A 15,394-nucleotide genomic window follows, 5' to 3' on the forward strand; every position below is an offset into this window, starting at 1 on the left:
ATAACCAACCAATATGTACAGCGCATTTAAAAAACAAATCACAAAATATACAAGCATTACTGCAATAGTATTGTTGGCAGCATGCAATAATAAGCAGTCAGCGCCCCCGCCACCCCCGCCACCAAAAGTTACAGTGCAGGAAGTAACCGTTACAGATGCAGTTTACTTTGATGAATATCCTGCAACAGTAACCGCATTAAACCAGGTGGAGCTAAGGCCGCAGGTAAGTGGTTTTATCACCGGGGTACATTTTGCTGATGGTGCAAGAGTAAGAAAAGGCCAGTTGTTGTATTCAATAGACCAGCAATTGTATGCGGCTAATTATGAACAGGCAGTTGCCAATTTAAGAGTACAGGAAGCTAACTTAAACAAAGCACAAAAAGATGCTAACCGTTATCATGAGTTGGATAAGAATGATGCGATTGCCAAACAGTTAGTGGATAATGCAGATGCTGCAGTTGAAGTAACCAAAAAACAAGCTGATGCAGCAAGGGCAAATATACAGGCGGTACAAACAAGCGTACGGTACACCAAAGTGTTTGCGCCCTTTGATGGGGTGATTGGTATTTCAGCAGTAAAAACAGGCGCTGCTGTAACTGCCGGACAAACCATTTTAAATACGGTATCAACTGATGGTGACCTTGCTGTAGATATTAATATTGAGCAAAAAGATATCTTTCGTTTTTCAACATTATTAAATGAAAAAGCAAAGCCGGCAGATTCAACTTTTACTTTAGCTTTTGGTTCTGATATCTATCCTTATCCCGGTAGAATTGTTTTATTAGACAGGGCTGTAAATCCACAAACCGGTACGCTTAAAGCAAGGCTTAGTTTTCCTAATAAAAACAGTTTATTAAAAGCAGGAATGAACGGAACCATACGCATAAAAAACGGATCAGCGGCACAAGCTGTTGTTATTCCTAATAAAGCAGTGGTGGAACAACTGGGTGAATTCTTTGTATACATTCCGGGTGATAGCAATAAAGTATCCCAACGTAAAGTAACCTTAGGTACTGTATTGGGTAAAAATATCATTGTAAAAAATGGTTTACAGCAAGGTGATAAAATTGTAACCGAAGGGGTACAGAATTTAAGAGAAGGCGTTAAAGTTACTATTGTAACGCCAGGTGCTGCACCAGAAAAAAAATAGCTTAATAAATTATTGCTGTATTCAATTGCAGCATAAAGTGATCAAATAATGATAGCAGAAACTTTTATAAAAAAACCGGTAACGGCAATTGTAATATCGGTGGTGATAGTGCTGGTGGGTATTATTGCCATGTTAACTTTACCTGTTGCACAATACCCGAATATTACACCACCTACTGTAACAGTGAGCGGAAATTTTATTGGTGCCGATGCACAAACGGTAGAACAAACTACTACTACGGCTATTGAAACACAGATCAATGGTACACCTGGTATGACTTACATGTCCAGCAATAGTACAGGTAGTGGTCAAAGTTCTATCAACGTGAATTTTGATATTGGTACCGATGTTAATATTGCTGCGCTTGACGTACAGAACCGGGTAAGTGTGGCACAGCCGACATTGCCGGATGCGGTAAAGCGTTTAGGCCTTACTGTACGTAAACGCAACCCCAGCATCATGGTGGCGCTGGCATTGTATTCACCCAACGGAACGCATGATGCAACTTTTATAGGCAACTATGCTAATATCTATTTGAAAGATGCTTTGCAGCGTGTAAAAGGGGTAGGGGATATTGTTTCCCGTGCCGACGATTTTGGTATGCGTATCTGGCTCAATCCTTCTAAATTAGCTGCCCTTGAAATGACTACATCAGATGTGCTGGCAGCACTTACAGAACAAAACCTGCAGGTAGCAGCGGGTACGATCGGTGGTAATCCACAACCCAATACACAGAGCTTTGAGTATAGTGTATTAACCAACAGCCGCATTAATACAAAAGACCAGTTTGAAAATATTATAGTGCGTACACAACCTTCAACAGGAACGATAGTGTATTTAAAAGATATCGCAAGAGTAGAGTTGGGGAAATTTGACTACGGTAGTAATGCTTATGTAAATGGCAAGCCTGCTGCTTTTATTTTAATCTACCAGGCACCCGGTGCAAATGCATTGGAAACTTTTGATGGCCTGAATGTTGCATTAGCTGAATTAAAAAAATCATTTCCTAAAGATATTGATTACTTAATGCCTTTAGAAACGGTGACCGTTGTAAAAGTATCTATCAGGGAAGTAATACATACATTGATAGAAGCATTGTTACTGGTTGTATTGGTGGTATTTTTATTTTTACAGAACTGGAGGGCCACATTAATACCGGTTCTTGCAATTCCGGTTTCATTGATCGGTACCTTCATCTTATTTATTCCTTTTGGCTTTACTATTAATACGCTCACCTTGTTTGCATTTGTATTAGCTATAGGAATTGTGGTGGATGATGCGATTGTGGTTGTGGAAGCAGTGCAGCATTATATTGATCATGGAAAATTATCTCCCAAAGAAGCTACTAAAAAAGCAATGAGAGATATCTCCGGGCCTGTAATAGCTATTGCATTGATATTGGCGGCAGTATTTGTTCCCGTTGGTTTTATACCCGGTATTGTAGGGCGTTTGTATCAACAGTTTGCTATCACAATTGCAGTGTCTGTGATCATCTCTGCGTTTGTTGCCTTATCACTTACACCTGCATTGTGCAGTATCATGCTTAAACCCTCTAAGGATGCATCAGCAAAGAAAAACTTATTGGAAAAATTCTTTGCCTGGTTTAATAAAGGGTTTGGAAAACTCAACCGTTCTTATACCAGTGGTGTGGCTAAATGGATAAAAGCAACGCCGGTTGTATTGGTAATGCTGGTTTGTTTATTTGTGGGATTGATATTCATGTTTAAAGCTAAACCATCAGGTTTTATTCCTTCAGAAGACGAAGGCCGTTTATATGTTACTTACGAAATGCCTGAAGCAACATCAACCGCAAGGAGTAAAGAGATGCTGGTGAATATTATGCAGCGTGTGCAATCTGTACCCGGTGTAAAAACGGTGGGAGGATTAGCAGGTCTGAATATCATTACGTTCTCCAATAAATCCAATGCAGGCACCATGTTTGTTCAGTTAAAACCATGGGATGACAGGGAAACTAAAGAAACACAATTGCAAAATATTATTGCCGAAGTACAGAAAAGAACAAGCGATATAAAAGAAGCCAGGATATTAGCTATTGGCCCGCCGGCAATACCGGGCCTGGGTGCAACGGCGGGTTTTACTTTTGAACTGCAGCAAACTACCAGTACTGATAACATACAACAGTTTGAAGCCGTAACAAGAAAGTTTTTGGCGGAAGTAAACCAACGGCGTGAAATTGCGATGGCCTATACTTTTTTTAGCTCTCATACTCCCAGTTACCAGGTAGATGTTGATAAAGAGAAAGCAAAAAAACTGGGTGTGTCTGTTGCAGATGTGTACAGCACGATGTCTACTTTATTGGGTAGTAGTTATATCAATGATTTTAATTTATACGGCAGAAACTTCCGTGTAATGGCACAGGCTGATAGCAATTTCCGTTCTTCTATAGCAGAGCTGGGTAAATATTATGTACGCAACAGCCAGGGTAGTATGGTGCCGCTGAGTTCGTTGGTTACTTCTAAATTAGTGGAAAGCCCTTCACTGATTTCGCATTACAATATTTACCGCTCAATAGAAATTAACGGTTCACCTAAACCGGGCTTCAGTAGCGGACAAGCCATCGATGCATTAAAAGAAGTAGCGGCAAAATTGCCTGTTGGTTATGGCTATGAATTCTCTGGCCTTAGCCGGGAAGAAATTTCAGCCGGCAGCAGCTCAACGATCATATTTGGTATCTCTATTGTGTTTGTATTTTTATTCCTGGCTGCATTATACGAAAGCTGGTCCATACCATTTTCTGTATTGTTTGCAGTGCCTATTGGTGCATTCGGATCTATCCTTACTCTGTTACTATTGCCTAACATCACTAATAATATCTATGCACAGATCGGTTTAATTACATTGATAGGCCTGGCTGCAAAAAATGCCATACTTATTGTAGAGTTTGCCAAAGAACGTGTGGATCATGGTGTTGAGATTATAACTGCCACACTGGAAGCTGTGAATCTTCGTTTACGCCCTATTGTGATGACTTCGCTGGCATTTATTTTAGGTGTATTGCCATTGGCATTTGCAGCAGGTGCAGCAGCAGAATCACGTAAAACAATCGGCTGGACGGTATTTGGAGGTATGTTAGCCGCTACCACGCTGGCCATATTTGTGGTGCCGGTGTTGTTTGTACTCATCACCAAAATATCTTACGGTAAAAAAATAAAACGCCTGAAAGAGGAGCATCAGCAAATTGAAGCTGTTGACAAAGCTATAATTGACGAAGGAAGAGAATAAAACTTTGATCGCTGCAGCATACGGTTGCTGCGGCGATTAAAATACAACGGTATTCAGCTAAAATATTATCGCTGTGCTGAGTGAAAAAGTGATAAATTTGTTGTTCAATAATGCTTGCCGTTGCTTATGAACAGAGCTTTTTATTTCAGGACGATATGTATTGTTGCTGTTTTATGCATGGCATTTAATGTACAGGCACAATTATGCAATGGCAGCTTAGGCGACCCTGTTGTAAATATTACTTTCGGCTCGGGCGGCGGCAGCACAGGTTTTACGCCTACCAACGCTTACACCTACACCAGTTCTCAATGCCCCAATGACGGTTATTATACCATAACCAATTCTACAGCCAGTTGTTTTGGTAATTCCTGGCACACGGTTATGGCAGATCATACAGGTAATGGTGCATTTATGTTAGTGAATGCATCTGTGGAACCGGGAGATTTTTTTCTTACTACTGTAACCGATCTTTGTCCTAACACTACCTATGAGTTTGCGGCCTGGATCATGAATGTGTTGAACAAAAGCGGTATCAGGCCCAATATTACTTTTACCATCGAAACTGTTGGCGGAACGATATTACAACAATATTCCACCGGCGATATTCCCGAAACTTTTCAACCCACATGGAAGCAGTACGGATTCTTTTTCAGCACACCTGTAAATAATGCGGTGATTGTTTTGCGTATGCGCAACAATGCACCCGGTGGTTTAGGTAACGACCTTGCGATGGATGATATCACATTCAGGCCGTGCGGCGCTGCAAAGATCAGTTCGGCCATACAGGGAAACAGCAACGATACCGTTAATGTGTGCGAAGGCAATACTACCAACTATACATTTGCTGCAACAGTTACAACGGGTTACATTTCTCCTGTGTACCAATGGCAGGTAAGTACAGATTCAGGAACTAAATGGAAAGATATTGCAGGTGCTACTTCGCTTAGCTACCTGCGCAAGCCCACTGTTGCCGGAGCATTTTGGTACAGAATGACAATAACGGAAGCCAGCGCTGCTGCTAACCTGGCCTGCAGGATTGCTTCCAACTATGTGGTGATTAATGTACATGCAAAGCCACTGGTAAATGCAGGGCCTGACCTGGTGATGCTTTCAGGAAATAATGTCACCATTAATGGAGTAGTGGATGGAGAAAGCCCTGTTTTTTATTGGGACCCGCCGGATCATCTGAGTGATATAAAAATAATGACACCCGTTGCATCGCCCACTGCAGATATCACTTATACCCTTTATGCAGCTTCTTCATTTGGATGTACCAACCAGGATGCGATGGCAGTAAAAGTAGTGGCAGGTATTTTTGTTCCCAATGCGTTTACTCCTAATAATGATGGTTTTAATGATCATTGGCGGATACCTTTTCTTGACCCGTTATTCGGCGCTACGGTAAGTGTTTATAACCGGTTGGGGCAACAGGTTTATTATACTTCTGCAGCCACAGTAGACTGGGATGGAAATTTTAAAGGATTGCCGCAGCCTTCAGGAGCTTATGTTTATTATATCCGTTTTAAAAGCGGCTACCACGATATTAAAGGCAGTATTTTACTGATAAGATAAAATTGTTTTTAGCAGATCTCAATATCGTATTTACTTAATAGTCCTGCAATTCCTGACGAGGAAAATTTAGCTTTCTTAATTCTGTTTAATTCAGGATCGATAGTATAATTATATGCAGTGCTAAGGTCAGCCTTCTCTAAAATTGTTCTGTCGAAAATGGCACCAGCCAAATTGCAATTATCAAAAACGCAGGCGGTCAGATCAGCTTCTGTAAAATCAGTTTCCGTAAGTGTGGAATTTTTGAAGCTGGTATTTTTTAGTTTGAGCTGATAAAAAGAAGCCATATCCAGGATACAATGGTCAAAATGAACAGTAAGGCCAATAGGGTTGCAATGTTCAAAATGCAGGCCCAGTAATTTGCAACCTGCAAACCTGCAATCCCTGAATGCTGTTTTTCCCAGCGCTGCCATACCTAGGTTGGAGCCGGTAAATGTGCAATCACTAAAATTCTGTCCGCTTAAATTAATGCCGGAAAAATCACAGTTAATAAAGCTACAGTTTTCATAATCACCTTTGGCAAGAGCAGTAACTGAAAAATTAATTCCTTCAAATTTTTTGTCTTCAATAAAAACTTTTTCCATCTTTGAACTGTGCATTTTTTTAATTTACCGGTAGCAATTTAGCTGAAATAATAATAGCATTAACCGGTATTGTAATAATAAATGAGATGGGCTTTACACTTAAAATACCAATTCTGTATTGTCAAGCAATAAAGTGTTGCCTAAAAAATATCGTTTGCCGGTTGCTCCATAACTGTATCCGCCATAGCTTACAATTTTTACCTGCTTAATTCTTCTCCTTGTAAACTTATTAAAAGCATAGCATTGCCCTGCATTCAGAATATCTCCTACCAGATAGTTGTATCGCTCCATTAGCCCGGCTTCAATAAATATATCACTGACTCTGGTAGTAAGTGAGTCTGCATGCATCCTTTTTAGCTGGACAGTATAGAGTAAAGCAAAAGAAGTATCTTGTTTAATACGGGATTTTATTTTGTGCAATAAATAAGCGGAGGTTGTTAAAACTGTAATGCTGTCTGTGTCAATCAGAATTACCAGCTTTTGCCGTTGTATTGCAGAAGAGTCAAGCAGATTTTTTCTGACGACATTCGTTATATTCTGAGCATTGCCTTGTAAGCAGCAATATAATAATATACAATTGAAAAACAATTTCATTTGGTCAGCCAGGTTAGTTGTAATTAAGATGCATTACACATGGTATTTCACAATAGCGCAATAACATCATTACACCCGGGCTAATTATAATCCTTCACCTCCATAAAAATATAGGGGTTGATAGAAAATTCATTTTCACTTGGTGCTTCGCCGTCCCAGAAATCCAGGTCGATAAAAGCTACAGTATCTGTAACTTCCCAAAGTGCCAATTCATTGTCGGTGCTGTTGTTAAAACATTCCGGCAACATTTGTGGTGCCAGGCCATTCCAGCAGGCATCAATTAATTTTTCTTTTTGGGTAAAACGTTTATCTGCTTCAGATTCATTTCTTTTTACCCAATGTTGGGAGAAAAAACCGGCATTGGTTACCAGTAAAATTTCCTTTTGATGAGTAGAGGTGTTCATATAATTTGCTTTGTAAGTTAGACGGTGGGTGAGAAGGGAATTCATATCTCATCCTTGTAAAGTAAAGTTAAATGTAGCCCCCTGGCAGACTTGTAGTAGGCAGATTTTAAACCTTGTAGGAATATTACGATTTTTACTATTTAGCATATGGAATTGTAAGCTACAGGGCCCTTTGTAATTAAAAGTTATCTTCGCCGGATAATTGTGCATTATGTTATTTACCGATTTAAATTTAAATACGCCGCTACAGAACGTTTTAAACGACCTGGGATTCACTATTCCCACTACAATACAACACCGTGTGTTTCCTGTTGTTATGTCGGGCAGAGATGTATGCGGCATTGCGCAAACCGGAACCGGTAAAACATTTGCTTACCTGTTGCCTTTATTGCGATTATGGAAATTCAGTAAAGAAAAAGTACCTACTATTTTAGTGCTGGTACCCACAAGAGAATTAGTGGCACAGGTAGTGCAGGCGGTAAAAGACCTTACGCCTTATATGAGTGTGGATGCAGTGGGTGTGTACGGCGGTGTAAACATTAAAACACAAATTGCAGAATTAGCCAATGGAGCAGATGTAGTAGTGGCAACTCCCGGCAGGTTATACGACCTGATGCTGAATGGCGCTTTTAAAACAAGAGCAGTAAAAAAATTAGTGATTGATGAAGTAGATGAAATGCTGAACCTTGGCTTTAGAACACAATTAAAAAATATATTGGACCTGCTGCCACCAAAAAGGCAAAACCTTTTATTTTCTGCCACCATTACAGAAGAAGTGGAAACATTGATCGATACTTATTTTAATGATCCCGTAAGAGTAGAAGCTGCACCCACCGGAACCCCATTGGAAAATATTGTACAAACGGGATATGAAGTGCCTAATTTTTATACCAAGGTAAACCTGCTGCATTTATTATTAACAGAAGATGAAAGCATGACCAAAGTGTTGGTATTTGCGGCCACTAAAAAATTAGCGGATGATCTGTATGAACAATTAGAAGCAAAATTTCCTGGCACTGCGGGGGTGATACATAGCAATAAAGAACAGAACCATCGCTTTAATACTGTTGAGCAATTTAAAAATGGTACATACCGCTTTATTATTGCTACTGATATTGTTGCCCGTGGTATTGATATTGCCGAAGTAACACACGTAATAAATTTTGATACACCCGAAGTGCCGGAAAATTATATACACCGCATTGGCCGTACCGGCAGGGCCGATAAAAAAGGTATTGCTATTACTTTTATTACCGAAAAAGAAAAACCACTTTTAGCAGCAATAGAAACTTTAATGAATTACAAGGTGTCTGTTACGGTACTGCCCGGCAATTTAGAAATCTCTGATGTATTAACTGAAGACGAGAAACCTAAAGTGTACATGAAAACGATCCAGTTGAAAGTTCCATCACGTGAAGGAAGGGGTGCTGCGTTTCACGAAAAATCTGCCAAGAACAGCAAGGTGAATTTTATTGTAAGAAAAAAAGACCGGATGATGGCAAAGTATGGTAAGCCAAAAACGAGAGGGCAGAAGAAGAAATAATGTTTCCGGCAATAATTAAAAACTATTCTTTTTTCAAAAACAACTTTGCTTTTTCAAGCTCTGGTCTTTTTGCTGTTGCTGAATTTGAAACTACTGTTAATTGCTGGTAATAGTATTTTGCTTTCTCCGCATTATTTATTTTCTCGCTGGCCAATCCTGCTCCATATAAACCATTAAACCGGTTAGGGTGTATTTTTAAATTGTCTTCATAAGCAGCTAACGCTTCTGCAGGTTTATTTAGTTCCATCAGCATATCAGCTAACAATTCTTTTGCCGGAATTACTTCACCCGGTGTTACAGGGCTTTTTTCTGTTTTATCTTCCATAGCTGCAGCCTGCTGCATCAGCTGTAAAGCTTCACTTGTTTTTCGTTCTGCAAGAGATATCCATGCTTCACCGGTCCTGATTTGTATCAGCACCTGGTTGGCTTTATACATATCTTTTTGTGCAGTTAAAGTATCATAACTGTTGTTCAGATTTTTTAATTCGGCCTTTGCCAGGTTAATATTGCCGGTATGTGCAGCCCCTAATAATTTTGCAAAATGCAGTATAGCTTTTTGCCAGGGAAATTTTTGCCAATCAAAATTAGCGGACGACATTTCAAGATTGGCTGCTGCTGCCCACATTTTATTTTCTAAATAATATCTTGCGGGAATAGCCGCAAATGCATACGCCACTTTAAAATTTGCCGGTTGAACAACTGTAATGGTTTTAAGATAATCATATTGTTTTTTTGCAAGATCATTTTCCCCTTTTTGCAGGTAAGCATATACAAGATAATCCATGCCATGCAGTTCCTCATCCCAATGCCCTTTAATGCCGGCATTTTCTGCATAACATTTTGCAGAAGCTGTGGAAACAAGGTTAGACTGAATACATTCATCCCATAATCCCAGCCTTGTAAAAATATGCGAAGGCATGTGTTGTGCATGCGCCGAGGCCGGAGCTATTGAAGCATATTTTCTTGCCGCAGGCAGTGCCAATGCAGCAAGCTCCGGATAATCGTAGCTGTGAATAATATAATGTACAATGCCGGGATGGTCAGGCTCCCCGGGATATAAGCTGGTTAAAATAGCACCAGCTTTTTTTTGATTGCGGTAAGATTTGTCGGCAGGGTCTGCAGTACCATCAAGCGTTAATGCATAAAATATTGCCGCTTCTTTATCATCAGGATATTGCTGGTAAAGTTTTTCCATAGCGCTTTCAAATTTAAGCGAACGGGTGCGGTGGTCGATTGTTTTCCAGTCCTTATAAAAAGCAGCAATTGCATTGATATAGTCAGTTTCCCTTTGCGATTTTTGTTTAATGGATTGTGCTATGGCAATAGCTTTATTTCCTTTGTCCAGATCGGATGGAGAAGGCGGCGAGGGCCATACCTGGTGGTAGTTGCACATGGCCACGCCCCAGTAAGCCATTGCGCATGCAGGATAACTATCAATAACTTTTGCAAAAACCTTCTCAGCTTCGTCGTATTCAAATGAATGTAGTAAAGCTATAGCAAGGTCAAAATCTTTTTTTGCATTTTCTCCACAGGACGTTTCAAATGCCACTGTGCCAAATTGTTTACCCGGCGGCTGCACAATACCACCTGGCCCCGTTTTAAATTCATGGCATTGATAAGATCAATTTGAGGTGCCGCATTTTTTCTTTTGCAGGTAATAAAAACCACCACCAGTAAAATGCCTGAAATAAAAACAATCGCAGCTATTATTTTTTTCATTGTACCGGTATGAATTTTACAAGAAATAGTATTGTTGCAGTTACAGCAAATTGCAGTTAAGAAAGATAAAAAAAAATAATGACAGCGCAAAGTACCAAACCCTGAATACTTATGCACCTTATCCACGACACGGTTTATATGCTGAAAAAAATATTATAAAGTTTACTAAGTAAATTGTATTTTTTACTTACAAAACCTTCAACTATGCTGCGTAATTTAATCCTGATAGCCATTTTAGCATTTGCTACTGCGTTTATTGCTTCTAAAATAATAAAAGCAGGAAGCAATGATAATGGTGCAACTATTCTTCTACACAACAAAACAAAAAAACTTACCGCCATATCATGTGGCCCCGATTGGGCAGCGATCAATACTCTTACAGAAGAAGCCGAAATACCCATTATTCCAGGCACAGGAAAATACAGCTGGAAAATTTCTACACAAAATGACAGCGCCCAGGTTTATTTTAACCAGGGTATCAATATGTATTACAGCTTTCATATTATTGAAGCTATGGCTTCATTTAAAAAAGCGGCAAAATTTGATTCGGGTTGTGCCATATTATATTGGGCGCAGGCATTAACTTATGGGCCCAACATCAACGATCTTGGTTATGTTGCTTCGCCTGCGGCTTTGCAAGCTACAGCAATGGCCGAAAAATTATCAGGCAAAGGAAGTGCACTGGAAAAGGCGTTGATCAATGCGATGTCAGTAAGATATACAGCCGATTCTGCTGATGCCACCCGTGCAAAATTAAATGTGCAATACACTGCTATGATGAAAAAAGTGTATGATGATTTTTCACGTAATGCGGATGCACAGGCTTTATATGCCGATGCGATGATGCTGGAACATCCCTGGGACCTGTGGAATATTGATGGCACGCCAAAACCTTGGACACCATTAATTGAAACCGTACTGGAAAAATTACTGGCAACAACTCCTGATCATCCGGGTGCCAATCATTATTATATTCATGTAATGGAGCCATCGCCTTTTGCCGCAAAAGCCTTGCCCAGCGCAAACCGTATGGGACGGCTTACACCCGGGCTATCGCATACGGTGCATATGCCTTCGCATATTTACCTGCGTACGGGCCAGTATAACACAGGTGCCACAGTAAATGAAAATGCATTGAAGGATTATAAAAAAGTGTTTGCGTTATACAATCCTGTTGCAGCCAGCGATTTTTTATACGTGATACATAATATTCACATGCAGACTACCGTGGGCATGCTGGCAGGGCGCAGAACCTACAGTATGCAATCTGCACAGGAAACTGCTGCCAGTGTTCCCGAAACCTATTCGCTTGCACCGGCTCCTTTTGGCTCAGGCGCCCAATATGTGCTGATGATACCAACGTTAGTGAATATACGCTTTGGTAACTGGAATGAATTACTTACGGGTAAACAACCCAACCCTAAAATGATCTATGCCACAATACTGTATCATTTTGGCCGGGGTATGGCACTGGCGCATGAATCAAAAATTGCTGATGCCAATAATGAGTTACTGCAAATGCGGATCGCTATGAAAGATTCCGGATTGTATTTGCCATTTGGTGTTTTTTCTCCGGCTATTGATGGAGCAACTGTTGCTGAAAATATTTTGTTGGGTAGTATTGCCATGGAAGAAAAAAACTATGCAGCTGCTATTACAGCATTTGAAACAGCCGCCACTACTGAAGAGCATATGGTATACCAAGAACCAAGAGACTGGTTATTGAATCCCAAGCATTACCTGGGTAATGCTTACCTAAAAGCTGGCCGCCCTGCAGATGCAGAAAAAGTTTTTAGAAAAGACCTGTTGAATAATAATGAAAATGGCTGGGCTTTATTTGGTGTTTACCAGGCCTTGCAGGCACAACATAAAAATGCGGCAGCAGCGGTGATGCTGGTAAGGTATAAAAAAGCTTTTGCCATGGCAGATGTAAAATTGGATGCAGCTGTATTTTGATGATTGCAAATGCTGGCAGCAAAACTAATTGCTGTCTTTTTCTTTTACTTCATTTCTTATGTCATTGTCATAAGGTTCATGAGGTTTATATCTCCTGATGTTTACAATGTATTTGTAAGGCTTTTCTTTTGGGCCCATCACCATTAAGGAGTAGCTGTATATTTTATTTTCTAAAAATATCTGGCGGATAGAGCCATCGCTTTTATCAAGTAATATTTTGTTACCGGCACTTTTTTTAATGGCCTCAAATAATGTATTAAAATGTGTTGCATTGCTGAATTGGTAATTTACCAATGTATCATACGACGAACTTGTTCTTGAGACTACTTCAAATACTTCAGCGGTTTCTTTTTTCCAGGTGATATTTCCGCCCGGCTCAATACTTTCTTTATTAAAATCCGTCAGCATTTTTTTTACTTTGACCGGATTTGCCGTAACTATTTTTTCCAGCACTTTTAATGATACCTGGCTAAATAAGGTATTTGAAAAAATAAAACCTGCAAATAAAAAAATAACTCGTTTCATGATACATTATAATAAAGTAAAACGAATATAGATAAATTTTTACAGACGATTCCGCAATTTCCTGAAACTCACGGAAGATGAGTAGCTGTAGTGTTTTTATTATTCCGGCAATTATTTTTATTGTAATTGTTAAAGCCGCAAGTAGAATTTCTACTACTAAAAAAACCTGATTTCATTTTGTATTTTCCTTAACGAATTATGGCTTGGTATATGCAAATGTGAATCCAATTATGAAAAACCGTTACGTTGAACATTGCTTCTTAACAATATAAAAACTTTACAGTTTTTAATCCGGGAAATACATATTTCCATCGCAATAATCTTCCAGCCGGTAACACCATTTCAATACACTCCAACTGTAATAATTCTTTTTTCGGGAAACTGATCTTAGGAATCTATTATTTATTAATTAAAAAACAAACACACACCTATGAAAAGTGTAACATTAAAAAAAAGAGTGGCTATTTTTGCCCTTGCAGTTACCAGTTTTACTGCATGTAAAAAAGGCGACGTGATTCAGCCTGATGCAGCAGCAGCTACTGATTCTGCTATTACCGATCGCAGGATCAGAACAGGCGGAACAGGAACCGGCGCAGCCAATACTTTTTACATCAGTACTTCCGGTAATGATGCAACTGGTACCGGTGCTATTGGTGCCCCATGGAAAACCTTATACAAAGCCACTTCTACCGTATCCGCAAGTGGTGCTATCATTCATGTGAATGCAGGTACTTATGTAGAAACACAACAATCTGCTTTAAAACCCGGTGTAAGTATTGAAGGGGATGGAGTTACTTCAATATTAAAATCTACACTTACTGCAGATTGGACAGAACTTTTATCATTGCGTTCTCCCGAAGGTACAAATGGTAATCAGCATGTATCAAATTTAAAATTCGACGGACAGAATTTATCCACCTTCTGGGGAATTTATGTAGGAGGCAGAAGCAATGTAAGTATTCATGATATTACATTGGTGGATTTTAAAGACCGTGGTGTTTTATTTGGTGGCAGAAACGATGGCAATGGTGCACCACCATCTGTTTATGCAACAGGAAATACTTTTTATAACAACACTGTAAGCAACTCCGCTGCGTATAATTTGTCTACGGGTACTTATGGCCGTGGTTGTTTAAATATTGGCGGCCAGGATGGTATGCTGATCTACAACAATACCATTTCTCAAACCAGCAGGCCGGAGGGATACAATGGCTGGCCCATTAAAGGCTGGAACGAAGGGTATCTTAAAGGTTGTAAAATTTATAACAACACCCTTAATAAAATTCCAATGGGTAACTCTACCGGAAATACAGGATGGAATTTTGCTATTGAATTGTTTAACGAATCAGGATTGGAAATTTATGGTAACACCATCATTGGTGGTTCTATCGACCTGAATTATCAGACAAAGGGTTCCTATACGTATAGCGTGTATATACATGATAACGTGATAAAACAAACTAATTTAAACAGCTGGATAGAAAGCGGTATTGTTTTGGAGTACAATACTGATGGTGCTATTATTGAAAACAATACGATTGATAAAAAGGCACACGGTATTGAGTTTAACCCCCGTTCAGGTAATGCAGTGCAAAATATAACCATTCAAAAAAACCTGATCACCAATATTACAATGGCACAGAATACCGGTGGCTTGATTGGCATCTTTAATAATGATGCAAATTTTAGTGTCAATAATTTTAATGTTTTTAACAACACACTGGTAGCTTCAGCTACTGATGCACCATGGTGGGGTATTAATTTAGGAGGATTGAATACAGGCTTTGCTAAAAACATCAATATTAAAAACAACATCATCGGTAATATTAAAAGCGGCTGGCTGGTGCAGGGCGGTACAGTTGGTATGGATATGTTGTCTATTCAAAACAACGATATTTATAACAATGGTAATGGTAACAATCCAAAGTATAACGGGTTAACACCAACCAACTACAGCTATACCGGTAATTTAAATGTACTACCCACTTTTGGTACCAACTATGCTTTAACAAGCGGTAGTCCGCTTATTGATGCAGGTATTAATGTAGGCTTGCCTTTCTTAGGTACTAAACCGGATATTGGGTATAAAGAATTTTAATTTAGTAAA

General features: G+C 39.5%; 12 protein-coding genes. 6 read left to right on the forward strand and 6 right to left on the reverse strand.

Going from position 1 to position 15,394, the window contains the following annotated elements; translation table 11 throughout:
• The first annotated feature begins 13 nt into the window (after positions 1-13).
• The 3 genes from ACQ334_RS12360 to ACQ334_RS12370 all read left to right on the forward strand — a co-directional run bounded on the left by ACQ334_RS12360 (position 14) and on the right by ACQ334_RS12370 (position 5,965).
• Entirely contained in the window at positions 14-1,150 is a 1,137-nt protein-coding gene (locus ACQ334_RS12360) for an efflux RND transporter periplasmic adaptor subunit (protein ID WP_430988532.1), read from the forward strand.
• A gap of 48 nt (positions 1,151-1,198) precedes the next feature.
• Entirely contained in the window at positions 1,199-4,393 is a 3,195-nt protein-coding gene (locus ACQ334_RS12365) for an efflux RND transporter permease subunit (protein WP_430988533.1), read from the forward strand.
• 126 nt (positions 4,394-4,519) lie between these two features.
• On the forward strand, positions 4,520-5,965 hold the full coding sequence (locus tag ACQ334_RS12370; RefSeq protein ID WP_430988534.1) for a gliding motility-associated C-terminal domain-containing protein: 1,446 nt from the start codon (positions 4,520-4,522) through the stop codon (positions 5,963-5,965).
• An 8-nt stretch (positions 5,966-5,973) separates the two neighbouring features.
• Here ACQ334_RS12370 and ACQ334_RS12375 read toward each other — a convergent pair whose 3' ends face one another.
• From ACQ334_RS12375 to ACQ334_RS12385, 3 genes are all read right to left on the reverse strand, one after another.
• Positions 5,974-6,546 (reverse strand): pentapeptide repeat-containing protein, encoded by a 573-nt coding sequence (locus ACQ334_RS12375; RefSeq protein WP_430988535.1) that lies wholly within the window; start codon positions 6,544-6,546, stop codon positions 5,974-5,976.
• A gap of 99 nt (positions 6,547-6,645) precedes the next feature.
• Entirely contained in the window at positions 6,646-6,894 is a 249-nt protein-coding gene (locus tag ACQ334_RS12380) for a hypothetical protein (protein WP_430988536.1), read from the reverse strand.
• Positions 6,895-7,220: 326 nt separating this feature from the next.
• A complete protein-coding gene (locus ACQ334_RS12385; RefSeq protein ID WP_430988537.1) occupies positions 7,221-7,544 on the reverse strand; it encodes a hypothetical protein in 324 nt (107 codons plus the stop codon).
• Between the two features lie 211 nt (positions 7,545-7,755).
• On the opposite strand from ACQ334_RS12385, the gene ACQ334_RS12390 reads away from it, so the two are divergent.
• A complete protein-coding gene (locus ACQ334_RS12390; RefSeq protein ID WP_430988538.1) occupies positions 7,756-9,087 on the forward strand; it encodes a DEAD/DEAH box helicase in 1,332 nt (443 codons plus the stop codon).
• Between the two features lie 22 nt (positions 9,088-9,109).
• Here ACQ334_RS12390 and ACQ334_RS12395 read toward each other — a convergent pair whose 3' ends face one another.
• Together ACQ334_RS12395 and ACQ334_RS12400 are read right to left on the reverse strand one after the other, a co-directional pair.
• Positions 9,110-10,636 (reverse strand): hypothetical protein, encoded by a 1,527-nt coding sequence (locus ACQ334_RS12395; protein ID WP_430988539.1) that lies wholly within the window; start codon positions 10,634-10,636, stop codon positions 9,110-9,112.
• Complete coding sequence (locus tag ACQ334_RS12400) at positions 10,579-10,806, reverse strand: hypothetical protein (protein ID WP_430988540.1); 228 nt, start codon at positions 10,804-10,806, stop codon at positions 10,579-10,581. Before ACQ334_RS12400 ends, ACQ334_RS12395 begins: the two co-directional genes overlap by 58 nt.
• A gap of 204 nt (positions 10,807-11,010) precedes the next feature.
• On the opposite strand from ACQ334_RS12400, the gene ACQ334_RS12405 reads away from it, so the two are divergent.
• Positions 11,011-12,762, forward strand: a complete 1,752-nt coding sequence (locus ACQ334_RS12405) for a tetratricopeptide repeat protein (protein WP_430988541.1) — start codon at positions 11,011-11,013, stop codon at positions 12,760-12,762.
• A 24-nt stretch (positions 12,763-12,786) separates the two neighbouring features.
• Here ACQ334_RS12405 and ACQ334_RS12410 read toward each other — a convergent pair whose 3' ends face one another.
• Entirely contained in the window at positions 12,787-13,287 is a 501-nt protein-coding gene (locus ACQ334_RS12410; protein ID WP_430988542.1) for a hypothetical protein, read from the reverse strand.
• Positions 13,288-13,717: 430 nt separating this feature from the next.
• On the opposite strand from ACQ334_RS12410, the gene ACQ334_RS12415 reads away from it, so the two are divergent.
• The gene (locus ACQ334_RS12415; RefSeq protein ID WP_430988543.1) at positions 13,718-15,385 is read left to right on the forward strand and encodes a right-handed parallel beta-helix repeat-containing protein; all 1,668 of its coding nucleotides are present in this window, start codon (positions 13,718-13,720) and stop codon (positions 15,383-15,385) included.
• Positions 15,386-15,394: the final 9 nt, after the last annotated feature.

The organism is Ferruginibacter sp. SUN106 (assembly GCF_050611765.1).
Lineage (GTDB): Bacteria > Bacteroidota > Bacteroidia > Chitinophagales > Chitinophagaceae > Ferruginibacter.